Source organism: Arenibacter arenosicollis (assembly GCF_014397245.1).
Taxonomy (GTDB): domain Bacteria; phylum Bacteroidota; class Bacteroidia; order Flavobacteriales; family Flavobacteriaceae; genus Arenibacter; species Arenibacter arenosicollis.
Window position 1 is genome coordinate 204,936 of the sequence record NZ_JACLHY010000002.1, and the last position, 24,470, is coordinate 229,405.

21 protein-coding genes are annotated in these 24,470 nt (G+C 37.3%); 10 read left to right on the forward strand and 11 right to left on the reverse strand.

What is annotated here, in order from left to right; all coding sequences use genetic code 11:
* Positions 1-3 precede the first annotated feature (3 nt).
* The 3 genes from porG to H4O18_RS03975 form a co-directional block, all read right to left on the reverse strand.
* Entirely contained in the window at positions 4-690 is a 687-nt protein-coding gene (gene porG, locus H4O18_RS03965) for a type IX secretion system protein PorG (protein WP_187581810.1), read from the reverse strand.
* 117 nt (positions 691-807) lie between these two features.
* The gene (locus tag H4O18_RS03970) at positions 808-1,689 is read right to left on the reverse strand and encodes an NAD kinase (RefSeq protein ID WP_187581811.1); all 882 of its coding nucleotides are present in this window, start codon (positions 1,687-1,689) and stop codon (positions 808-810) included.
* 5 nt (positions 1,690-1,694) lie between these two features.
* Positions 1,695-2,351, reverse strand: coding sequence for a CBS domain-containing protein (locus H4O18_RS03975; protein WP_187581812.1), 657 nt, complete (start codon positions 2,349-2,351; stop codon positions 1,695-1,697).
* 292 nt (positions 2,352-2,643) lie between these two features.
* Between H4O18_RS03975 and H4O18_RS03980 the strand changes: the two genes are divergently transcribed.
* The 6 genes from H4O18_RS03980 to clpX all read left to right on the forward strand — a co-directional run bounded on the left by H4O18_RS03980 (position 2,644) and on the right by clpX (position 8,209).
* The gene (locus H4O18_RS03980) at positions 2,644-3,357 is read left to right on the forward strand and encodes a pyridoxine 5'-phosphate synthase (RefSeq protein WP_187581813.1); all 714 of its coding nucleotides are present in this window, start codon (positions 2,644-2,646) and stop codon (positions 3,355-3,357) included.
* Complete coding sequence (locus H4O18_RS03985) at positions 3,357-4,124, forward strand: alpha/beta fold hydrolase (protein ID WP_187581814.1); 768 nt, start codon at positions 3,357-3,359, stop codon at positions 4,122-4,124. Before H4O18_RS03980 ends, H4O18_RS03985 begins: the two co-directional genes overlap by 1 nt.
* Before the next feature lie 156 nt (positions 4,125-4,280).
* Entirely contained in the window at positions 4,281-4,631 is a 351-nt protein-coding gene (locus H4O18_RS03990; RefSeq protein ID WP_187581815.1) for a phage holin family protein, read from the forward strand.
* 98 nt (positions 4,632-4,729) lie between these two features.
* Positions 4,730-6,052, forward strand: a complete 1,323-nt coding sequence (tig, locus tag H4O18_RS03995) for a trigger factor (RefSeq protein ID WP_187581816.1) — start codon at positions 4,730-4,732, stop codon at positions 6,050-6,052.
* Between the two features lie 143 nt (positions 6,053-6,195).
* Complete coding sequence (clpP, locus tag H4O18_RS04000) at positions 6,196-6,876, forward strand: ATP-dependent Clp endopeptidase proteolytic subunit ClpP (protein WP_187581817.1); 681 nt, start codon at positions 6,196-6,198, stop codon at positions 6,874-6,876.
* Positions 6,877-6,973: 97 nt separating this feature from the next.
* Positions 6,974-8,209, forward strand: a complete 1,236-nt coding sequence (gene clpX / locus H4O18_RS04005) for an ATP-dependent Clp protease ATP-binding subunit ClpX (protein WP_187581818.1) — start codon at positions 6,974-6,976, stop codon at positions 8,207-8,209.
* A 58-nt stretch (positions 8,210-8,267) separates the two neighbouring features.
* On the opposite strand, the gene H4O18_RS04010 is transcribed toward clpX, so the two are convergent.
* Entirely contained in the window at positions 8,268-8,813 is a 546-nt protein-coding gene (locus H4O18_RS04010; RefSeq protein WP_187581819.1) for a hypothetical protein, read from the reverse strand.
* Between the two features lie 74 nt (positions 8,814-8,887).
* A complete protein-coding gene (locus H4O18_RS04015) occupies positions 8,888-10,402 on the reverse strand; it encodes a GH3 auxin-responsive promoter family protein (RefSeq protein WP_187581820.1) in 1,515 nt (504 codons plus the stop codon).
* A 144-nt stretch (positions 10,403-10,546) separates the two neighbouring features.
* Between H4O18_RS04015 and H4O18_RS04020 the strand changes: the two genes are divergently transcribed.
* Together H4O18_RS04020 and H4O18_RS04025 are read left to right on the forward strand one after the other, a co-directional pair.
* On the forward strand, positions 10,547-11,341 hold the full coding sequence (locus tag H4O18_RS04020) for a DUF2797 domain-containing protein (protein ID WP_187581821.1): 795 nt from the start codon (positions 10,547-10,549) through the stop codon (positions 11,339-11,341).
* A 177-nt stretch (positions 11,342-11,518) separates the two neighbouring features.
* On the forward strand, positions 11,519-12,850 hold the full coding sequence (locus H4O18_RS04025) for a cryptochrome/photolyase family protein (RefSeq protein ID WP_343065407.1): 1,332 nt from the start codon (positions 11,519-11,521) through the stop codon (positions 12,848-12,850).
* Positions 12,851-13,017: 167 nt separating this feature from the next.
* Here H4O18_RS04025 and H4O18_RS04030 read toward each other — a convergent pair whose 3' ends face one another.
* From H4O18_RS04030 to H4O18_RS04040, 3 genes are all read right to left on the reverse strand, one after another.
* On the reverse strand, positions 13,018-13,464 hold the full coding sequence (locus H4O18_RS04030; RefSeq protein ID WP_187581822.1) for a sterol desaturase family protein: 447 nt from the start codon (positions 13,462-13,464) through the stop codon (positions 13,018-13,020).
* A gap of 93 nt (positions 13,465-13,557) precedes the next feature.
* Complete coding sequence (locus tag H4O18_RS04035) at positions 13,558-14,394, reverse strand: phytoene/squalene synthase family protein (protein WP_187581823.1); 837 nt, start codon at positions 14,392-14,394, stop codon at positions 13,558-13,560.
* 116 nt (positions 14,395-14,510) lie between these two features.
* On the reverse strand, positions 14,511-16,046 hold the full coding sequence (locus H4O18_RS04040; RefSeq protein WP_187581824.1) for a fasciclin domain-containing protein: 1,536 nt from the start codon (positions 16,044-16,046) through the stop codon (positions 14,511-14,513).
* Between the two features lie 151 nt (positions 16,047-16,197).
* Here H4O18_RS04040 and H4O18_RS04045 point away from each other — a divergent pair, with 151 nt between their 5' ends.
* Positions 16,198-17,085 carry a MerR family transcriptional regulator gene (locus H4O18_RS04045; RefSeq protein ID WP_187581825.1) on the forward strand — a complete coding sequence of 296 codons (888 nt, stop codon included), beginning with the start codon at positions 16,198-16,200 and terminating at the stop codon, positions 17,083-17,085.
* A 155-nt stretch (positions 17,086-17,240) separates the two neighbouring features.
* On the opposite strand, the gene H4O18_RS04050 is transcribed toward H4O18_RS04045, so the two are convergent.
* The gene (locus tag H4O18_RS04050; protein WP_187581826.1) at positions 17,241-19,976 is read right to left on the reverse strand and encodes an AsmA family protein; all 2,736 of its coding nucleotides are present in this window, start codon (positions 19,974-19,976) and stop codon (positions 17,241-17,243) included.
* Between the two features lie 438 nt (positions 19,977-20,414).
* Complete coding sequence (locus tag H4O18_RS04055) at positions 20,415-21,140, reverse strand: queuosine precursor transporter (RefSeq protein WP_187581827.1); 726 nt, start codon at positions 21,138-21,140, stop codon at positions 20,415-20,417.
* 137 nt (positions 21,141-21,277) lie between these two features.
* Here H4O18_RS04055 and H4O18_RS04060 point away from each other — a divergent pair, with 137 nt between their 5' ends.
* Positions 21,278-23,356, forward strand: a complete 2,079-nt coding sequence (locus tag H4O18_RS04060) for a DUF5723 family protein (RefSeq protein ID WP_187581828.1) — start codon at positions 21,278-21,280, stop codon at positions 23,354-23,356.
* Between the two features lie 104 nt (positions 23,357-23,460).
* Here the strand turns inward: H4O18_RS04060 and H4O18_RS04065 are convergent, their stop codons facing one another.
* Positions 23,461-24,354, reverse strand: a complete 894-nt coding sequence (locus H4O18_RS04065; protein ID WP_246473962.1) for an alpha/beta fold hydrolase — start codon at positions 24,352-24,354, stop codon at positions 23,461-23,463.
* Between the last annotated feature and the right edge of the window lie 116 nt (positions 24,355-24,470).

The following is a 24,470-nucleotide window of genomic DNA, read 5'->3' on the forward strand; positions in this document are numbered from 1 at the left end:
AAATTACTGAAAGCAATCCTGACAAGGTTTCCTTCCGAACGTATACGTTAAAGTAACCCCTGAGAAAACATACCAATCATCACTAAAAATATTTCCAAATCTAAACTCTTCATAATTGGACCCTTCTGGATTACTTGCATCCAGATTATCCGTAAACGTATATCTAGCCCCTATTTCGGCACCGACTATAAAAAACTGACTAATCCTTAATTTTGCTCCAACCGTCATAGGTACCGCAAATGACCCATCTTTTTGTCCAATATCCTGCAATTGTGCCGCATCAAAATAATGATAACCATATCTAAAATAGGTGACACCTGTATATAGATAAGGTGTAAATGCCGGACCTAATTGGTGCAAATTATACTCTACAAAATTAAACTCCAAACCTGCCGACGCCTCCAAAACACTATTGTCCATTATAAAATTCCGCTGTTGTCTAGACGGGATATCCGATTTGGCATCGTCCGCCGTAAACTCGCCATAAATTATACTGGCTCTCCATGCATAGCGCTTACTTTTGTTCCATTTAAACAAACCACCAAAAGCCGGACCCGATGGTAAAATAAAATTAGACCTTCCAACATCACCTATATTATTGGCACCCCCAGCAAATAGGCCAACTTCGTATGTCTGTCCCTTAGTTTCACTAAAAATGAAAAGCAGAATTGCCGCAAAAAATAACCTCATTATTTATAAAAGTTTGCAAATATAACAATTTCAGTAGTTTAGACTAGTAAATTATTACATTCATGTTCTCACTTGATAAACAGATTTTGTCCTATTTTATTGTCGCACCAAAAACAATCAATTACGTCTATCTTCGCCCCACAATAATTTATTTCGCAACGTTTTTAGAAAACTTTCGGAAGTATACTCGATCATTTTAATGGTAAAAGGGGCCTTTCGTATAAAAATCTCCTTACCACTTGCCACTGTAGCTATTCTTGAGTCAAGGGACACCAAATGACTTTCTTCACGCCCCGAAACCTTAAGCCTTATAAGCGTATCATCGGAAATCACCAAAGGTCTGGCATTGAGATTATGGGGGGCAATTGGGGTAAGTATCAATGATTTTGCAGTGGGGGCAATAACCGGCCCACCACAACTAAGGGAATAACCTGTTGAACCAGTTGGGGTTGCAACAATTAAGCCGTCGGCCCAGTAAGAGGTTAAATATTCATCATTCAGGTGAGTTTCTACAGTAATCATAGAGGTAGTATCTTTCCTGCTCACCGTAATTTCATTTAGCGCAAAATTTAATATCTTAAATTCGGGAATATTGGACTGGGAACTTACCTCCACCAAACTTCGCTCCACTATTGTATAGGCGCCAGATACAAATTCCTTGACCACCTTACGCACTTCTTCTTTCCTAAATGTGGATAGAAAACCCAATCTACCCGTGTTTACCCCTACTATAGGTATCCCTAGATCACGAACGTAGGTCGTTGCCCTTAAAATTGTACCATCCCCACCAAAACTGACAAACATGTCAAAAGTGGAATCCAGGCCATTGGAATCCGTAAATACAGGAAATTCACCCACATTCCGCTTGGCCATTATTAGCTTGTAAAAATCTTTTTCAAAGTAAATTTCGGCATTTTCCTTGTGAAGTTCGTCCAGCAACTCTACAATATAATCCAATGCACTATTCTGACAGGTAAGTCCGTAAATGGCAACTTTCATAGGAGTTAGACATTTAGGTATTTATCCAGGTAATCGGACCTCTGTTTTAAATCCTCAATAAATAAATCATCGTTATTACCGTAAAGTATGGTATAGTTATACCTTCTAAAAGATTGTATAATTTCATTTAAATGGGAAGTACCTATTTTAACGGTAATCTGAATAACATCATTGCGAATATCCGTAATAAAACCACCTAAAAGCTTAACGTTATTACTTTCCACTATTTGGGCAATTTCACTAAAAGAGTAGTCCTTTACACCTTTTGCCAAGACTAGGATTCCCCCTGGCTCGGTGAAAAATGGCGTGTCTATAAACTCATCAACAATATCTATTAAATCGTAATAACCAACCACCTGGCCTTCCTCGTCCAGGATTGGCAATAAGTTGGCCTCATTTTTGGAAAATATTTCCAATACATCGAGCCAAGAGGTTTCTTTTCGGACAAAAAAAGTTTCCAAGTTATATCGGTAATCCTCTATCTTTTTATCCGCTTCATAGTTATCAAGATCCTTTTCATCCAAAACACCTATAAATAAATTCTCTTCTACCACTGCAATATGGGAATAGGTCGAGTTCTTAAAGAATTTGATCACTTTTTTCAAGGAATCACCTACTTTAAAAATCGGCAATGTGGCAATTATGTTGTTTTGAATATTCATAACTTCATATTATAACGCAAAATACTAATAAAAATTTCTAAGAACCCTAAACTTCCAAAGTATTATTGTCAAAAGACAGTGTCTTTTAACAGCTATAAAAAATCAATCCAGATTAATTATTAATACTCCAAACTCTTTCTTACCCTTATGTTTAAAATGCCCACCAATTAATAATTTACAAAAGTGCATCCTATGGACAAAGTAAGGTCTGGAAAACGAATTCTTTCATACTAAAAAGAGCAAAAGGTATGCCTAATTTGTATTTTTGCTTTTTTAATTATACTAAAGTCCTATGACAAAGCTTAGCGTTAATGTAAATAAAATTGCAACATTAAGAAATTCACGAGGGGGAAACGTGCCCAATCTGTTAAAAGTAGCCCAAGACATTGAAGATTTTGGAGCACAGGGCATCACCATACACCCTAGGCCGGATGAAAGACATATTAAATACCAAGATGCCAGGGATTTAAAGAAAGTGGTCCAAACGGAATATAATATTGAAGGAAACCCTATAAGGTCCTTTATAGATTTGGTTTTGGAAGTAAAACCAACACAAGTAACCTTAGTACCCGATGCTGTTGACGCCATTACTTCCAACGCCGGATGGGACACTGTAAAGCACAAGGATTTTCTAAAAGAAGTAATTGATACCTTTAGAAATAATGGAATCAGAACTTCCATTTTCGTGGATGCCAATATTAAAATGATAGAAGGGGCAGCCTTAACCGGGGCCGACCGTATTGAACTTTATACCGAAAGTTATGCCCATGAATATGCCAAAGGAAACAAAAATGGGGTAACTCCATTTACGGAAGCTGCCAAAGTGGCCTATCAATTGGGATTGGGACTAAATGCCGGACACGACCTTAGTTTGGATAACATTAAATATTTTAAGGAAAATATCCCTCACTTATTGGAGGTCTCCATTGGCCATGCCCTAATATGCGAATCCCTCTATCTAGGTCTGGAAAATGTAGTTAATATGTATCTAAACAAGTTAAAATAATGCCTATTTTACATTCCAATATTTTAGGGGAAGGTCAACCTATAATTATCTTACATGGATTTCTAGGAATGTCGGATAATTGGAAATCGATGGGAGCAAAATATGCCGAAGAGGGTTTTCAGGCCCATCTTGTAGATTTGCGCAACCATGGAAAAAGCTTCCATTCCAATGAGTTCAATTATGAAGTATTGGCAGAGGACCTAAAACAGTACATGGAACACCATCATTTGGGAAGCGCCATTATACTCGGTCATTCTATGGGAGGAAAAACTGCCATGCTTTTTGCCTGTCACTACCCAAATTTAACATCAAAGCTTCTTGTAGCCGATATTGCACCAAAATACTACCCACCCCATCATCAAGAAATTATCAATGGCCTCAATGCCATAGATATTGGCCATATTAGCTCTAGAAATGACGCTGACGAACAATTGTCCAAATACATCGGAAATGTCGGGATTCGCCAATTTTTATTAAAGAATCTGTACTGGAAGGAAAAAGGAGTTTTGGGTTTTCGTTTCAATCTCAAGGTTTTAAGTGGAAAAATGGAGGAAATTGGTGAAAACATCGGGTCTACGGACACCTATACAGGCCCAACACTTTTTTTAAGGGGAGACAAATCAGAGTACATAACACAAGAGGACCTGGCCACTGTAAAAAGACATTTCCCATTGGCTACTATAGGAACAATAGATAATGCGGGGCATTGGCTGCATGCGGAGAATCCAAGCCAGTTTTTAGAGAAATCACTTAAATTTGTCAAGTAGAACTGGGTATTTTTCAGGATAGAATTTAGAGCGGGCATTTAAATCCACGAAATCCAGCCCGGTAAGATCTTATTATAACTGAAGAAATAAATGTTTACTTTTAATGATATTATTCCCTTGTCCAAAACAATTGTTTAACTCAAAAAAAATAGAAATATGAATCTAATTTTAAGAATTCTCCTTAGTGCCATAGCCGTTGTTATTTTGGCAAAAATATTACCTGGGGTCGGTGTGGACTCTTATACCACGGCCATCATTGTCGCCATTGTACTAAGTTTATTAAATTTTATAGTAAAACCAATTTTGGTCATTTTAACGCTACCGGTCACCATTCTCACCCTAGGACTATTCTTACTCATCATAAACGCCGTAATAATCCTTTTGGCCGACTATTTTATTGATGGTTTTCAGGTAAATAATATATGGTGGGCACTACTTTTTAGCCTTTTACTATCCTTTCTACAATCTATATTTTATTCATTTCTAAATGATGACAAAAAAATATAGGGTACCTTTTTGACATTCAGTAATTTAAAAACTTGTTGGAGATTAGAAAATGTAGTACTTTTGCATCCCATTTTATTTTAGCAAAATTAGACATAGAAATGAACATCACTAAAGAGCAGATTGACGAACTAAATGCAGTAGTAAAAGTTGCGGTAACCAAAGAGGATTACTACGACAAGGTAGAAACAATCTTAAAAGACTACAGAAAACAAGCAAATATACCAGGTTTTAGAAAAGGTCAAGTACCTATGGGATTGATCAAGAAACAATATGGAAAAGCCGTTTTGGTTGATGAAGTAAATAAGCTTTTGCAAGACAATCTCAACAAATATCTTACGGAAGAAAAGTTGGATGTTTTGGGAAATCCACTTCCTAAACAACAGGACAACTTTAATTGGGATTCTGAAGAATTCGCATTTGAATTTGAATTGGGACTTGCTCCAAATTTCAATGTAGACCTTAAATCGAAAAAGGCCATAACCCACTACAAGATTACTGCCGACAAAAAAATGATCGATGAGCAAGTGGAACGTATCCAAAAGCAATACGGCAAATTGATCAGCAAGACTGAAGTAGGAAAAAAGGATGAAGTAAATGGTGTTTTCAAGAACGAAGCGGAGGAAATAGACAATAAGACCGTTATCGAGATTGAAAAAATAAAAAGTAAAAAAGCACTTGAAAGCCTATTGGGCAAAAAAGTGGGCGATGTTGTTACTTTAAAAACAAAAGGGTTGTTCAAGGAAGATCATTTACTGGGCAGTTCCTTAGGTATCGACGGTGAAAAATCCGAAAAATTGGATATCGATGTTACCTTCACTATTGAGGAAATAAACGAAAAGGAACCTGCAAAATTAGATCAGGAGCTTTTTGACAAGTTATTTGGGAAGGATGCCATTAGCTCTGAAAAGGAACTTAGGGCGCGGATCAAAGAAGATTCCGAAAAGCAATTTGAGCAACAATCCGATCAGAAGTTGCTAAATGATGTTACGGAACATTTTATAGAAAATATCAAATTTGACCTTCCTACCGAATTCCTGACCAAATGGATTCAGATGACAGGTGAAAAACAATTGACAGAGGAAGAAGCGAACGAAGAATTTGAAAAATCCGAAAAAGGGTTGCGCTATCAACTTATCGAAGGCAAAATCATCCAAGAAAACGGTATTCAAATCCAATTTGACGAGCTTAAAGAATTTGCGAAGGGCTTTATAAAGCAACAGATGGCACAATTTGGCCAGTTGGATCCCAAAGAGGAAGAATTGGATAGTATTGCTGCAAGGGTCCTTTCCAACCAAGATGAGGTAAAACGACTATCGGAGCAATTAATGAGTCAAAAACTATTGACCCTTTATAAGGAAAAGGCAAATTTAAAACCAAAAGAAGTTACATACGAAGACTTTGTGAAGGAAGTATACGGGTAATTCAATTTAGTTGAACATTACATTTTAATTACGCCGAGATAAGAGCTATTAAAATCAAGTTTCACTAAAAATAAGTATATTTACAGTGTCGAAGATTTTATTTTCGACACTTTTTTTATTTTAAAAAACTATTGATTAAAAATATGGATTACGGGAAAGAATTCAAAAACTACGCTATTAAACATCAGGGAATAAATAGCATGTATTACGATACTATTCTAAGTAGTATGTACCCCACCAACCTTACTCCAAACATTATTGAAGAAAGACAGCTAAATGCAGTAGCAATGGATGTTTTCTCCCGATTAATGATGGACCGTATTATTTTCCTGGGAACAGGAATCAATGATCAAGTTGCCAACATTGTACAAGCACAGTTATTATTCTTGGAAAGTACCGATGCTTCCAAGGACATACAAATATATATCAATTCGCCTGGCGGAAGTGTTTATGCCGGTTTGGGCATCTATGATACCATGCAGTTCATAAAACCAGATGTTGCCACCATATGTACAGGAATGGCGGCTTCTATGGGAGCTGTACTTCTTTGCGCGGGAGAAAAAGGAAAGCGCAGCGGGTTAACCCATTCCAGGGTAATGATCCATCAACCTCTAGGCGGTGCCCAAGGACAGGCCAGTGATATCGAAATTACGGCTAGGGAGATATTGAAACTTAAAGATGAATTGTACCAGATAATTGCAAAACATTCAGGACAACCCCTTGAAAAAGTCAGTGATGATAGCGATAGGGATTATTGGATGAAAGCAGACGAAGCCAAGGAATATGGCATGATCGATGAGATCTTAGTAAGGGATAAGGATTAGAGACGACTAAAAGTATCGAAAAATCACTGTTCCTTCGTTTATGGATGAACCAAAATGTAGATTTTTTCGTTACTATTATTGAAAGTGATAAAATGATATGGCAAAAGAAAATTTAGAATGCTCTTTTTGTGGTAGGAAAAAGCCAGAAACCAATTTATTGATTGCTGGCCTGGATGCGCATATATGTGATCGTTGTATAGAGCAGGCACATGGAATAGTTGCAGAGGAATCCAAGCAGACCAAGAACAATGACCTTTCCTCTGAGCTAACATTAAAAAAGCCTTTGGAAATAAAGGAATTTTTGGATACGTATATTATTGGTCAAGACCGTACCAAAAAAGTAATGTCGGTTGCAGTTTACAACCATTACAAAAGATTGCTACAACCAAAGAGCAAGGAGGACGATATAGAAATCCAAAAGAGTAACATAGTAATGGTAGGTCAGACCGGGACCGGTAAGACCCTAATGGCCAAAACTATAGCCAGAATGCTAAATGTTCCTTTGGCGATTGTTGACGCTACCGTTCTTACCGAAGCAGGTTACGTAGGGGAAGATGTGGAAAGTATACTTACCCGTTTACTTCAGGCTGCGGATTATAATCTGGAAAAGGCAGAACGCGGTATCGTGTTTATTGATGAAATTGATAAAATTGCACGTAAAAGCGACAACCCTTCTATTACCCGAGATGTATCCGGAGAAGGCGTACAGCAAGGACTTCTTAAATTGTTGGAGGGTACCGTAGTTAATGTACCGCCCAAAGGAGGCAGAAAGCACCCAGATCAAAAATTTATAGAAGTAAATACAGAAAATATTTTGTTTATTGCCGGAGGTGCCTTTGACGGAATTGAAAGGCACATCACCAAAAGGTTGAACATGCAGGCCGTAGGCTATAGCGCGTCCAAAGCTGAAGAAAAGGTAGACAACGAAAATATTTTACAATACATTGTACCCAAGGATCTAAAGGATTTTGGATTAATACCTGAGATTATTGGTAGACTACCCGTACTCACACATATGAATCCGTTGGATAAGGAAACCTTAAGGGCCATTTTAACGGAGCCTAAGAACGCCATAATTAAACAATACGAAAAATTGTTTAAGATGGATGGGATTTCCTTTAAAATAACGGATCAGGCATTGGACTATATTGTAGAAAAGGCCATAGAATATAAGTTGGGTGCAAGAGGTTTGCGCTCCTTATGTGAAGCCATTTTCACAGACGCAATGTTCGAATTTCCAAGTACGAACGAAACCGAATTTAAGGTAACAAAACCTTATGCCGAGGAGAAATTATCCTTTGAAACTATTAAAAAGCTAAAAGCAGTCTCATAAGACTGCTTTTAGCTTTTATTAATTATATTCCTTCTTCTCAAAAGAAGAATTCAGGTCATCAGGCCACGGATTGCTTTTGCATTACCTTAGCCAACAAATCTTGGCATACTTTGCTGATTATTTTCTCGTCGGTATATAGTTCATGTCCAAAATTCTTAACAATTTCCAACTCTACACCTAATTGAACCGACCATTCCGTGGTTGGTCTAAACTCATCATGTTGTCCATAAAGCAATTGTGCATTCCCTTGTGGTTTGTGGTTTTCCAGACGCAATCTTGTACTGGAAATGGCATAAAGCGATTTCATCGGCAATCCCTTAAGTGCAGCTTTCCATGCAATGGTGCCTCCTATGCCAAAGGCCAAATAATGACTAGGTTCATTTTCCTTTTTTAGCAAATGGGCCACCGCTGTTTCCACTCCACCATCTATAAATTCCTTTTGGATATTTTCTGGAGAGTCCACCGCCAAACTTATATCAGCCAAATGCTGACAATCGTAAAACGTAATATTATAATATTGCTGTAGGTAACCTAAATAAGAAGTAATCCATAGCCCTTTTTTAGACCCCCACATATCCGACAATATTACTAATCTATTCGCCATAATAAAAAGTTTAAAAAGTTAACGGGAAACATTTGATACCTCTAAGATGAACATAAAGAGAGTGTTAACCTCATTTATTTGTTCATCTGAAGCAATTCCTCGATGTAGTCCCTTTTATTGGATAATCTTGGAATTTTATGTTGCCCTCCCAACTTGTCTTTGGATTTTAGCCAATCATAGAATAGATTTTGTCTTGCAATATGCACCTTGGGAAGCTTTAAGGTAATATTGTTATAACGCTTGGCCTCATAGTCTGAGTTCAAGGATTTTAGTGCATTATCAAGAATTTCGGTAAAATATGCCAATTCTTCAGGGGCCGTTCTAAATTCTATGATCCACTCGTGCGCGCCCTTTTCTTTACCATCCATAAATATAGGTGCCACGGTATAATCCTTTATTTCGGACCCTGTTTTTTTACATATTGTTTTCAATGCCTCTTCCGCATTTTCGATAATCAATTCTTCCCCGAATACATTAATATGATGCTTGGTTCTGCCAGTAACCTTGATTCTATATGGGTTGATAGAGGTGAATCTTACCGTATCACCAATCTTATAACGCCATAGCCCTGCATTGGTCGTAATTATTACCGCATAGTTTTGATCTATCTTCACCTTCCACAATGGAAGTGTAATTTGTTCATCTGTGCCATATGTTTCCATGGGAATAAATTCATAGAAAATACCATAATCCAACATCAGCAAAAGATCGTCCGCATGATTTCTATCCTGAATGGCAAAAAAACCTTCCGAGGCATTGTAGATTTCATAGTAGTTGAAATTCTTCCTGGGCAATAATTTGGAATATTGGTCCATATACGGATTAAAACTAACCCCTCCATGAAAGTAAACTTCCAAATTCTCCCAAACCTGAAAAAGGTGATTCTTCCCAGTTTCCTCCAAGACATTATTCAACAGCACCAACATCCATGAGGGCACCCCCGCAAGACTTGTCACATTCTCCTGAACACTTTCCCTAATAATTGCCTGTAGTTTAGTCTCCCATTCGCTCATAAGCGACACCTTGTTACTTGGTGTACTACTCAATTCCGCCCAGAATGGCATATTATCTATAAGAATTGCCGAAAGATCACCAAAAATGGTGCCGTTATCCTGATACAATTCCTTACTCCCACCCAACCGTAAACTCTTCCCGGTAAACAATTGCGAGTTTTCATTGTTGTTCAAATACAGACATAGCAAATCCTTACTGGATTTATAATGGCAATCCTCCAAGGCTTCCGAACTCACCGGAATAAACTTACTTTTGGCATTGGTAGTACCACTACTCTTTGCAAACCACTTAATGGTGGTTGGCCAAAAAATATTTTGCTCACCTCTTCTTGACCGCTCTATCAAAGGTTCTACCTCCTCATAACAGACAATAGGCACCCGCTCAATAAAAGTTTCATAATTTTTGATAGATTCGAAATCATACTTTTTTCCTATTTCCGTATCCTCGGCGAAGGACAACAACTGGTGCAACACCTCATCCTGTACCTCCTCAGGGTACTTTAAAAAAAGTTCTATCTGATGATAACGCTTTTTCAACAGCCAAGAAGCGATGGAATTGAATAATGTTATTGGCATTTTTAGGTATCTTTATCCCTTATTAGAGCAGGGTTTTGGGTTAAGAACAAGTTTAAAAATTTATAAACAGGCCCTAAGTTAAATTAGCTAAAAATAGCTTTAATTGAATTCATATTCAAATAGATTTTACATTAAGCAAAAAATATGCAGTATCAAGGTGTTTTAAGAAAAATGGAAACCGAATTGGCAGATCCCATACAATATTACTTAATATTTGAAGGGGACTTTTTAAACCTCAACCAAGTATTGAACAAAGAAATTAAAATTACTTTTATTAAACACCAATGTCTCAATTGTGGCGAGGATCGTCCCATTTTTAGACAAGGTTTCTGCAGAACATGTTTTTACGAAACTCCGACCGCGGGGGACTGGATCATGAGGCCCGAATTGAGTACCGCACATTTGGACAAGGAAGATCGTGATTTGGAATACGAAAAAAAGGTGCAGTTACAACCACATATCGTTTACCTTGCCAATTCCAGCAATATTAAGGTAGGTGTAACACGAAAATCCCAGGTCCCTACCCGATGGATAGACCAAGGCGCCCATGAAGCAATAGAAATTGTTGAAGTCCCCAATCGCTACTTGGCCGGAGTTACAGAGGTGGCTTTAAAAGAACACATTGGCGACAAAACAAATTGGAGAAAAATGTTGACCAATGAGGTTGACGATGAGGATTTAGTGGAATATAGAAATAAATTAAAAAAATATATTCCGGAGGAGGCTGCCCACTATTATATAGAAAGCAATACAGAAACCCATTTGGAATTTCCAGTGCTACAATATCCGAAAAAAGTAAAAAGCCTTAACTTGGACAAAACACCAATATATTCAGGGGTATTAAAAGGCATTAAAGGTCAGTATCTGATTTTTGGGGACAATACAGTCTTTAACGTTAGGGGGAGTGAGGGGTATGTTGTGGGGTTGGAAGTACATTAGATAATTTAATAAAAGGGCGGCAAGCGCTGAGCAATTAAACATTAAATTAATGTGCTAATGAATTAATTGCTTATTACCCTTAAATAATAAATAGCATTATGGTTTAAACAAAAAAGCTCGACTCCCATTGCTCTCCAAACCATGACATCAAATTAATTGTAATAAATCTAAAATATTGTGCCAGAAAAAAGCCCTCCAGACATTTCAACAGCCTCCAATGACCAAAGACCAATTTCTATTTTTTGGTTTAGACGCGATTTAAGAATCGAGGACAATACAGCACTTGCAGAAGCGCTGGACAACAACCTTCCCGTCCTGCCCATTTTTATCTTTGACAGCCATATTTTAAATGAATTACCAAAAGATGATGCCCGTGTTGGTTTTATCCATCAATCAATTCTAAAAATAAAAGATTCCTTAAAGGCCCAAGGTTCGGACATATTATGTTTACACGGAGAGCCATATACAGTGTGGTTGGAGTTGATCTCCAAGTTTAATATTACCAATGTTTATACGAATAAGGATTATGAACCTTATGCCATAGCCAGGGACAAAGAAATTTCTGAATTACTCAACAAAAAAGGGATTAATTTTTTGAGTTTTAAAGATCAGGTTGTATTCGAGGAAAATGAAATTTTAAAAAGCAATCAAGAACCATATACTGTTTTTACACCCTACAAAAATAAATGGCTTACTAAATTTCAAGGGGATAACCCCAAACAGCTAAAGGATTCAAAGCTTAATAATCTTTATCAGGCTAATTACACCACAATGTCTTTGGAAGAAATTGGGTTTAAAAAGTCGGAAATAAAAGTGAAGGACTTTGATTTATCACAGTTGCATCTCTATGGGGACAAAAGGGATTTTCCCTATGAAGATATTACAAGTTACCTAAGTCCTCATTTAAGATTTGGGACAATAAGCATTAGACAGATAATTTCCAGAATTGATAAAAGCAATGCCGTATTTTTAAGTGAATTAATTTGGCGCGAATTCTTTATGCAAATACTATTTCATTTTCCCAAGGTAATCACTGAAAATTTTAGGTCTAAATACGATAATATTAAGTGGAGAAACAACAAGGAAGAGTTCTCACTATGGTGCCAAGGCAAAACAGGTTATCCTATGGTGGATGCCGGAATGAGGCAACTTAATACAACTGGTTTTATGCATAACCGGGTAAGGATGGTTACAGCGGGCTTTCTATGCAAACATTTACTAATCGATTGGCGTTGGGGAGAGAGTTATTTTGCCGAAAAATTGTTGGATTATGAATTATCGTCCAACAATGGTAACTGGCAATGGGCAGCAGGGACTGGCTGCGATGCAGCTCCTTATTTTAGAATTTTCAACCCCTTATCCCAACAAAAAAAGTTTGACAAGGATTACAAATATATAAAAAAGTGGATTCCTGAGTTTGACTCCCTTGAATATCCCGAACCCATAGTGGAACATAAATTTGCTAGGGAAAGAGCTTTAGCCGCTTATAAAAGCGGAATTGAGGGGTAATAGCGAATATAATATTGTGATGTTCCACATATATAAACAATAGGAAGAATGCCTTGAGGGATTATTTATCCTGATATGGGGTTGCATGGCGTTACCTAGACCAATTCGGATAGAAATCGAATTAGAAGTTATTTTATCAACCTAATTTGGAAAAACTTTCTTCAGTTTTACCTAAAGTATTTTTTGGGGACCAATAACATCCCAAAACATTCCCCATCTTCCTTACCCATGTTCTTATGATGAATTTTATGGGCTTTCCTCAAAGCCAGTAGATATTTATTTTTGACATTATTAAACCACTTAAACCTTTGGTGAATCAGCACATCATGAACTAAAAAATAGGCCATGCCGTAAAGAAGGACCCCCAAGCCAATAAAAAACAAATAGTTAAGTGTTGGGGAAACTCCAAAATAAAAAAGCGCAATACTGGGAATGGCAAAAATCACAAAAAATGTATCGTTTTTTTCAAATATGTGCGGGTATTTGGGCTCGTGGTGATCTGCATGTAAAGTCCATAAGAAGCCATGCATTACAAATTTGTGGGTACACCAGGTAACTACTTCCATAAAAAGAAAAGTCACCAATGTAATAAGCAAGTATATTATAGCTACCATCTACTTCTATTAATCTAATTCATGTTTTTAATAAGGGCCTTATCGTTATGGGTATTGGAGTAGTACCATTACTTGGAAATTTCGAAATAATCACTAAATAGCGTTTAACTTATACCTCAGGTAGCCCTTTGCCAATATTACCATTTTCATAGGATTGGAAATATGTATTCTATCTGTCAGTATTTTTTCGGATTTGGTATTTTTAAGTTTTCTCAAGAGATTTGAATAATACTTATAGGCAATATAGACCCCGAGTCTGCTTTCAATCGGCAATTGAACCAGTCCTTGATAGGCCTTTTCAAAGTCTTGCTCAATATCCGCAATGATTTCCTGTTTCACTTCATCGGTCAATTCCTTTTGATGTACATTGGGAAAGTAGGACCTGCCCAAACTTTCAAGATCTTCTTTAATATCCCTCAAAAAATTAACCTTTTGAAATGCTGACCCAAGATATTTGGCTGACGATTGAAGGGAATTGAACTTTTCATTATCATTATCCACAAACACCCTTAAACACATAAGACCAACAACATCGGCCGATCCATAAATATAATTTTCATAAGCTTCTTTTGTGGTGTATTCACATACCTCCAAGTCATATTGCATCCTCTCTAAAAAAACATCGGCATATTCATAAAGTTCAAATTTATGTACCACGGCCTGAAAAGAATTGATAATTGGATTTAGGCTAATTTTTCTTTTCAAGGACAGTTTATATTCCTGGATAAATTCGGTCAGCAATTCCTCTTGATCGTAGTCGTGAAATGAATCCACGATCTCATCGGCATATCTTACAAAACCATAAATGGCGTAGATTGCAGGTCTTATTTTGGGCGCGAATAATCTAATGCCCAAAGAAAATGAAGTACTATAGGTACGGGTAACCAATTTACTGCACCTTAAACTAGAAGAATCGAAGAGCGCTTTCAAAATATAAGATATTTAATGTTTAAATAATATTAATAAGGTGAATTATTAAAAGAAACCGACGACCATTGAATGGCCGTCAGTTTCGGTAACCAAACTAAAGCATACTAACCCTAATCTTAATGCAATAGGGCATCTATTGCTTCTTGTGGCAATAATACTTTGTCAATCACATGTACCACCCCGTTACTGGCAGCAATATCGGCCGGAGCCACGGCTGCGTCCACATCGGTTTTATCCTGTATAAAGACTCCTCCGGTCAAACTTACCGTTACGGATTCTCCCTGGGCGGTCTCTATCATTTGATCATTGGACAGATCTCCAGAAAAGGCTGCCGTTCCAGCGACTACGTGATATTTTAAGATCTGTGCCAACAATGCTTTTTCCTCAGTAGTGTCAAAGTCGGCCAAACTGTTGTAGTCATCGCCCAATGCTTCCAAAAGGGCAGCAAAGGCGGTATCGGTGGGTGCGAACACTGTAAATGGACCATCGGTCTGCAACAGGTCTACCAAACCGGCATCGGCCTGCACCAATCCTCCTACCAATAGAGATAAAAATTCGGTATCCATTGCCAATTCAACAATATTTGGTGTTGATGACATTAAAGCATCCAATGCTTCCTGTGGCAATAACACTTTATCAATCACATGTACCACCCCGTTACTGGCAGCGATATCGGCCGGTGCCACGGCCGCGTCCACATCGGTTTTATCCTGTATAAAGACTCCTCCGGTCAAACTTACCGTTACAGATTCTCCCTGGGCGGTCTCTATCATTTGTTCATTGGACAGATCCCCAGAAAAGGCTGCCGTTCCTGCGACTACGTGATATTTTAAGATCTGTGCCAACAATGCTTTTTCCTCAGTAGTGTCAAAATCGGCCAAACTATTGTAGTCGTCACCCAATGCTTCCAATAGAGCAACAAAGGCGGTATCGGTGGGTGCGAACACTGTAAAAGGACCGTCTGTCTGCAACATGTCTACCAAACCGGCATCGGCCTGTACCAAGGCTCCTACCAATAGAGATAAAAATTCGGTATCCATTGCCAATTCTACAATGTTAGGCATTGGTTCAGGCGTTAAGGCGTCCAAAACTGCTTGAGGAACCAATACTTTGTCTATTACATGGACTATACCATTGGAAGCCATGACATCTGCAGGCCCTACTTTTGCATCCGTATCGGTTGGATCCTGTACGTAAACATCTCCGTCTATTCTAACCGTGATTTTTTCTCCTTGTAGGGTGGTAAATTCTTGACCATTGGTAAGCGAACTAGAAGTAGCCGCCGCTCCTACCACTACATGATATTTCAATATCATAGCAAGAAGTTCCCGTTCTTCCGGTGTATCAAAGTCGCTTAAGCTATCAAATCCATCCAAACTTGCCAAGAGCGCAGTAAAGGCTCCATTGGTAGGCGCAAAAACGGTAAAAGGTCCATTACCATTCAATGCTCCTATCAAATCTGAATCAGCGTTTTCATCCGCCTTTGCCAAAGCAGCAACAAGGCTACTTAAAATGTCCGTGTCCTGAGCCGTTTCCACAATGGTGGTCAAAGTGGGCTCATCAATTATGTTATTGTCATCATCATTACTACATGATACAACCAGTAACAGAGAACTGAATAATGCTAAAAAGTAAATGCTAATTTTTGTCATGTCTAATTATTTTAGGGTTATACTTAGACAAATATAGTCTTTATTTTCTTTTGTACAACTTTCTTAAACACAAACTTAGACACTTTAACTAAATGCCCCTCTGATTTATAATATTTGTTTAACTTTACACTATAATTTATTAGACAATACTATGAGCAGGTATTCCATGGCACAAATCGTTTCCTTAACAGGAATTAATTCACATACCTTGAGAAAATGGGAAAGTAGATATGATTTTTTAGTTCCGGAAAGAACTGAAACCAATATTCGATTTTATACGGACAGTCAATTAAAGAAGTTATTAAACATAAGTATCTTAAGAAGTCAAGGAGTTCGATTATCGGCAATAGGAAAGATGTCCGACGAAGAAATTCACAAAAAAGTTGCAGAATCTTTAATCAACTCAAGCCAAGAGGATGAAGTAAAGGCCTTGGTATTAAGCATGATTAATTTGGATGAACAGGAATTTGACAATATAATTAAATCCCAAATTATTAAAAATGGCATATTGACCACCTTTACCGAGGTAATTTATCCATTTCTACATAAAGTTGGAGTTCTTTGGGGTATAAATAAGATTATGCCGGCACAGGAGCATTTTGTTTCAAATTTAATCCGTCAAAAAATATGTTCTGCAATAGATTTATTGCCGATCGCTCCGGACAACGCACCAAAGATAATCTTGTTCCTTGCCGAAGGGGAAAACCATGAAATAGGATTATTATTAGCTTCCTTTATTGCAAAAAAACTGGGTTGGAGGGTTTTTTACCTCGGACAAAATGTACCATATGACAACGTAAAGACCATGGCAGAGCTGGTAAAGCCCAATTATCTATTAACCTTTTTTATTACCACAACCCCTTCAGTGGTTGAAGAAAAGCTTCATAGATTATCATCGGAGACCAAAACCCCCCTTTTATTCTCTGGAAGTCCAATTAATCTTGAAAGAGAAAACAATGACAAAATGGTAACCTACCTGAAAAGTCCAAAGGATTTAATTACAGTTTTGGAAGAGGTTTTGTCATCAACTCAGGATTAAAACACCACCACTGAGCGATCTTAACATTGGAGCAACTATTATGACTAAATATTAAATAGGTGCATTCCAATCCTCCATATTGGTATGCACCTATTAATTTACACCCTTAAACAATTAAAATATTGCATTTAGGATTTAAATCATCCAGTATTTGATTACTGTACGCTATCTTTTGGTTTTTCTGCTACTTGTTTCTTTTTGCTCAAAAGCCCGCCCAATATTTTTTTAGCCACTTCTTTCTGGGCTTCCTTTTTAGCTATGACCGCAGTATCCGTTTTCCCTGTGGAGTCTACCTTTTTGGTTGTGCCCCCCAATAGGCCTCCGATAACCTCTTTGGCGCTCTCTTGATTTTTCTTTTTGGTGGAATCTGTTGCTTTCTGATTTTTAGTGATCAGTTCCCCAATAAAATCCTTGGCCTTGTCCTTGCCCTTATTTATCAATTTTTGTTTCTCAATCTCAACAAGTTGGGCCGTTAAATTTTTAATGCCCGAAGTAAGGTCGGTTGTCACCGTAGGACTGGTATACCCACCACCTATATTGGCTGTCACTGGAATTGTTAAATTTTCCAGGGATTTCTCATCAATTTTAGCGATTAAATTGGTAATATCCTTTCCCAAATATTTAGCAGGCACTTCAATGGTTGCCGCATAGTTCAATTTTTGATCAAATGTGTGGCTACCGGCTACATTTATGGCAAAATCTTGATATTTAATCGTAAATGGCTTAACCTTTACCACACCGTCCTCGAACGTCAAGGTCGTTTTCAAATCCTTTAAATTTAATTTTTCAAGATTCAAAAAACTTAGCTTACTATCCAACTCACTAAGCAAAGGTGCGCTTTTGGCATCAATTTGGTTGGTCATTAACTCGGCCAAAATATTACCAGAAATGGTACTTAAATTGGGAGTAAAATCATCATTTAAACTTCCTGATATCTGCACATCTGAATTTAAGGTTCCCTGAAGAATCTTAGCTATAGGCGCCAATGTCCTAAACATTTCCAATGCCTTGAAGGTCTCCGCGATCTTAAAACTTTCCATCCCCAATTTCATGGCAAAGGTAGGTGTAGCATCCTTGGTGGACACCTCACCGTTCAAGGCCAATTTACCATCGAATATTGAAGATGTCATATTGCTCAGAATGGCCTTCTCGTCCTTAATTCGTAGAGTTCCTTTTACATCTTTTAAGGTAAGATTGTCATAGATTACGGTATTGGCGCTGGCATTTATGGTACAATCCAAAAAGGAAGGTATCTTTATTTTTTCCTCTGTAGATGTAGTTGGGGACCCATTTTCTCCTCCACTTTTCCCAGTGGCTGTTTCAGCCACCATAAAATCATTAATGGCAAAAGTGTTGGACTTTAGATTGAAATTGCCCTCAACATTCTCATTGTTGAACATAAATCCCAGTAGATTATTGATGGTCCCGGAGGCATCAAAATCGGTCTTGCCAGTTGCCCCTTCCAATTTGTTTAGGGTTACCGTGGCTGGATTAAAAGTAACTGAAGTGCTTTTTAAAATAATAGGGTTTGGAAATTCATCAGATTTATATTCAAAGTCCTTTAAATTTAGGGTACCGTTGGTCTTAGTATTCTCATACTTCTTTTTTTCTATGGATGCCATATCGAAAGCAGTGGAAATATCGGCATTCAAAATTCCCTTTAAATTTAAATCGGCCGGCACCGGATAAGCTTTGGAAATATTTGCCAAATTCATCTTACCATCTATCTTGGCATTCACCTTAGTATTACCCATAAGGTCACTTATTTTGGCAACCATATTAAATTTGTCCTCGTCTATCATAAAGGATAACTTACGGATATCTACATAAGTATCTTCCACAATTCCAGTATTATTGGAAATTTCAGTATCTATAAATACGTTTCGAACTGATTTTGGCAAGTCTGGATATTTAAAGGAAGCATTATCAGAATTTATATCGATTTTGAACTGGGGAATATGATCATCGTCCACATTGCCCTTAAACTCACCCGCAACCGTAAAGTTTCCGGTAGTGGATACCTGTTCTATATTTTTGGAATATGCCGCTGGGATAACCGCTAAAAAGTTTTTAAAGTCGGAAGAAGGTGTTTTAAAACTAATGTTCACCTCCTGATTATCTTCATTCAATTTAACAAAACCTTCAAATATCAAGGCCAGTTGATTTACCATGGCCTCATTCTTTAAAAAGGAATATTTATTTTCTTTTAAATCCACCCCAATAAGGGCCTTCAATTGAACCGGATTCTTATTTAGGTATTGTGTGCTGTCCATTTCGAAGGAAACCAAACCGCTGGTCTCTGTATCCAATTCAGAATTCTCCAAGGAAAGGTCACCATTACCACTATGGTTCATTTCAGAAATCACAAAGGATATTCCACTTGAAAGGTCATTATATTTTATATTCGCATTATTAATTGCATAGGATTCCATGGACAAGGTAAAACCACTTTCTGTGGAAGATGTATCCACTGAGGAAGAACCGTCGTTAATGGCAATATCATAGTTTGCCTTTTCTTCCTTGTCCACTTTCACATTTAATTGTGGACCATCCAGGATTAAACTTTTTATTATAATTGGCTCATTGGCATCCTTAAAAAGTTCCTTTATAGACATATCCAAGGTTACCTTGTTGGAAGCAAATAAAGTATCCCCCAGAAAAGGTGGCTTATTAATTAAGGTTATATCATTTAAGGTAACGGTGGCATTGGGAAAACTTCTGAATAGACTTAAATCCGCTTCGGAAAAATCGAACGTGGCCTTAATACTATTATTCACCTTATTCTTAATTATATCCGCAATTTTGCCCTTTAAGAAAAATGGGGTTGCAATTAGCAATAAAACTATTACCAAAAAAAAGCCTCCAACAATCTTTAAAATTTTCTTTTTCATCTGTTGTTATTTATAATTTTCCTATATATCTGACCTACGTTGGTTATACAGGCTCACTTAGCCTTTTGTTTTACTAATTAGAACAACCCCATTAGTTGGGGTCATTAGATATTTATATCTTGTATTTTCAACTATTTGAGAAATATATTAGAACCTAAAATATCCCTAAGCAATCCCAAATCGTCCATCAATATATTGCTTCATTTAAACCTAATGCCATATTATACTTAAAACACGGACATTAGATTAAACATATGCATTAAAATATTGACGCAATTCTACAATAAATCGCCAAGCAAAATTCAAATTCCCATCCAGTTTAAATAATATTTAACACTAAGACAAATAACGGTCTTAGCTTGGACCCCTACCATTATAACCCTAGATAATAATTACAATATTGGGCTATTCGTTAAGAACAGAGAAAAGCAAGTTTTATTATGCTTCAAGATCAATTTCCTGGTTTACTTTCAAATTAAACCGCCTTCTAAATAGATATACGAAAAAATACAGAAAAGGGGTGTCGAAGAAGGCCACAATTACTTTAAAAACAAAACCACTTACAACGAGTCCGTAGAACATGGACCATGGCAACACTTCAAATATACACAGAAGACCCACTACCGTAAAGGTGTCGATGAATTGGGAAAGAAAAGTCGAAAAATTATTACGTAGCCAAAGATGTTTCCCGTTGGTCAATTTTTTCCAGAAATGATAAATACCTATATCTATATATTGGGCAAAAAGATAGGCCAACATTGAAGCAAGAACGGCAATTGGAGATAGTGCAAAAACATGGCTAAACACTTCATCGCTAACCGGTGAATTCGGCAATGCAGGCACCCAGTTGGCCAACAATACAATCCCCATAGAAAAAAAGGATGCGAAAATTCCCGCAGTAACAATTTGGTTCGCCTTTTTTCTACCATATATTTCCGAAATAAGGTCGGTGATCAAAAAAGTAAGGGGATAGGGCAAAATACCAACCGAAATTTCAAATAAGGAAGCTCCTAAAACGGTAACATCCCCAAAAGGCCTCCAATAAAAAAACTTTTGAAAAATTAGATTGGAAACTACCAAGGAGGTAATGAACAAAGCTCCCAAATAAAGATAAATCCTAAAAGCCAGCTTCTTATCCTCTTCCTTTAAGACCGAATTCCCCATAGAAAAATTAAAAATTTTAACATATTATAATTTAATCCCAATTAAAGCGTTCCTACAATTTGACGCTTGAAAAAACTCAAATTTACGAGAACAGGGGGCGATTAACAATAAAAAAGAAATAAACTAAATTTTTAAGCATGAACAAAAGTATTTTAGTAGCATTCCTAATTCTATTTACCACAATGGTGAAGGGCCAATCCTATATTGGACTAGGCACTGACAATTACAATGGGGTACATGGCATAATTTCCAATCCGGCCAATATAGTGGACTCTAGATTTAAGACGGATATAAACCTTATAGGGGTAAGCGGCTTAATAGGAAACGACTATTACAGTGCAAAGTTTGGAGATATCTTTAAGGACAGTTTTGATTTTGATGATGATGGAACAAAATCACCAAAAAATGCCAATAACGCTTATGGCAATGTTGATATTTTGGGACCTTCATTTATGTTCAACATCAATTCCAGAAATTCATTGGCTGTCTTTACTAGAGGCAGGGTATTTTTCAATGTTAACGAAATAAATGGCGATACCTATGATAATATTTCCAATGAGTTCGACGAAAATGAAGATTTCAATGTGAATGAAGGCGACTATCAAATGAGCGCCAATGCCTGGGCAGAAACAGGAATCACCTATGCCACAGTGCTAATGAACGAGGAACAACATTTTCTTAAGGGAGGTATCTCTCTAAAATACTTAATGGGATATGGCAACGCTTATTCAAGCGGAAAGAATATAGTTATAGATTATGATGCGGACGGTTCCGGAACTACAGGAAGCATTGATTCCCAAGGTGAAATATCCTACGGTAATAGTGATAACATAACTAACGATTTTGAAGACTATGAATTTGTTAAGAGTGCAGACGGCTTTGGAGTAGACCTAGGTTTTATTTATGAATGGCGCCCTAATTTTGCAGACTATACGGTTACTGACAAGGATGGCAACCCCTATGCTGCAAAAGATATCAATAAATACAAATTGAAATTTGGACTATCCTTAACAGACCTAGGTAGCCTAAAATATAAAGGCACAGAAAATGCCTATGACATTACCAATTCTATAAGTGAAGACGATTTTGACAACGATGAAGGATTTGAAGATAAACTAAACAACCTTTACACACAAATCAGGTCTGGAAACGCATCAAAAGCAGTTTTGCCTACAGCCTTACATCTAAATGCTGATTGGAATATCAACAATCATTTTTATATGAACCTAAATACCGATTTATCAATAACTTCAAAAAGCAATACCAATACCAATAGTATTGCCAACATTGTCTCGCTTACCCCTAGGTTTGAAACCAAGTGGTTTAGTTTTTATTCTCCTGTAAGCTATGTACAAAACTTAGGCGTACAGTGGGGAGCTGGATTAAGAGCAGGACCACTGTATGTTGGTTCTGGTTCCATTTTAACAGTATTGACCAGTGACAAATCCAAAGGTGCGGATGTCTATGCAGGATTAAAAATTCCAATTTACCAATCCAGACCAAAAGACAAGGACGAAGATGGCGTATTGGATAAGGTAGATGGATGTCCTGAGGTTCCAGGACCTGTAGAAAACAATGGTTGTCCTTGGGAGGATACAGACGATGACAAGGTGTTGGACAAGGACGACCAATGTCCAGAGGTTCCAGGACCTGTAGAAAACAATGGTTGCCCTTGGGAAGATACGGACAATGATGGTGTATTGGATAAGGACGACAACTGCCCGGAAGAAGCGGGAGTAGCCGATAATAATGGATGCCCTTGGCCTGATACGGACGGTGACGGAGTACTGGATAAAGATGACAATTGCCCTGATGTAGCTGGAACAGTAGCCAACAACGGGTGTCCCGAAGTTACTGAGGAGGTACAAAAAACCTTAAACGAGTATGCCAAGACCATTTTGTTCAATTCTGGAAAGGCCACGATCAAAATTGAGTCTACTAATGTTTTAGTAGATATCATAAAAATACTTAACGAATATCCCAATGCCAAATTCACGGTCGAGGGGCATACAGATAGCATAGGCAGTGTGCCGTTCAATCAGAAACTATCCGAGGAAAGGGCACTTTCCGTTAAAAACTTCTTAGTTGAAAAAGGAATCGACAGCTCTAGATTGACTTCCATTGGATATGGCGAAAGCAAACCAATTGCTACCAATATGTACAAAGCAGGACGTGCAGAAAATAGGCGTGTGGAAATAAACTTGGTGAAAAACTAATAAATAATTAAACCCAAATAGAGTAAGGCCGTTCCACAAATAGTGGGATGGCCTTTTTATTATATCAATTTCAAAGCTTAAATGCGAAACTTAGGTTTCTAAAATTAAAAATCCCTATCCCTATCCTCAATTTTCCTGTATTTTGTGGTGAAAAAATCATCGACAACTTTATTAAATTCATCTGTATGGGTCACCAATGTATAATGCCCGGAATTTGGCAAAATCCACAAATATGAATTAGGAATATTGTGAAATATCTTTAAGGTATGATCTGGTTTAATAACATCGTGATCTCCTCCGATAACCAGTGTTGGTACGGTTATTTTATGTAGTTGGTCCACCGTTATATTTGGCTGTTCCACCAATAACTTTATATACTTATAAACTATGGAATCCAGTGGAGTTTTAGCATCTTTTGTACTAAACATTTCCTCAAACATATTATATGTCTTGGCAACCCTTTTCAATACATCCGGTGAAACTGCCGTAGAATCCGGTTGCAGGTTAGCTCCTGTTATAGCCAACTTTTTTACTTTTTCAGGGTGTCTTATCGCCATTAGCAAACCATTTACACCTCCGTCACTCCATCCCAAAACGTAAGCGGAATCAATTTTCATTTGCGAAAGTAAGGCGGCGTAATCATCTGCCATCATTTCATAGGAAAGGGAATCCAACTTATCTACAGATTGACCGTGATTTCTGCTATCGGCGACAATAACCTTATACTTTTTTGAAAAGAAGGGTATTTGTTTAACAAAAGCACTGATACTTGCTCCGTTGCCGTGAATTAAAAGCAATGGATGCCCTTCACCATAAGTTTCGCAATACATTTTAAAGCCCCGGATGTCATAATATTTTCCTGTATCCGGATTGTTGCCATAATTACAGTTTTTTGTTAAACTGTCATATTCCTTCTTAATTTCATCCAATGATTTCTGTCCTAAGGAAACAAAACTGGAACATAAAAAAAATATACACATCAAAGTTGTTTTAGTCATCGTACCTAATGATTTAATTTGTGTTAAACCTAAAGAACATAATCTCTTTCCGAAATCGCATAAAGATGTGATTTTGGACGTATCACAAAAATCTAAGTAATGGTTCAATTGATGAT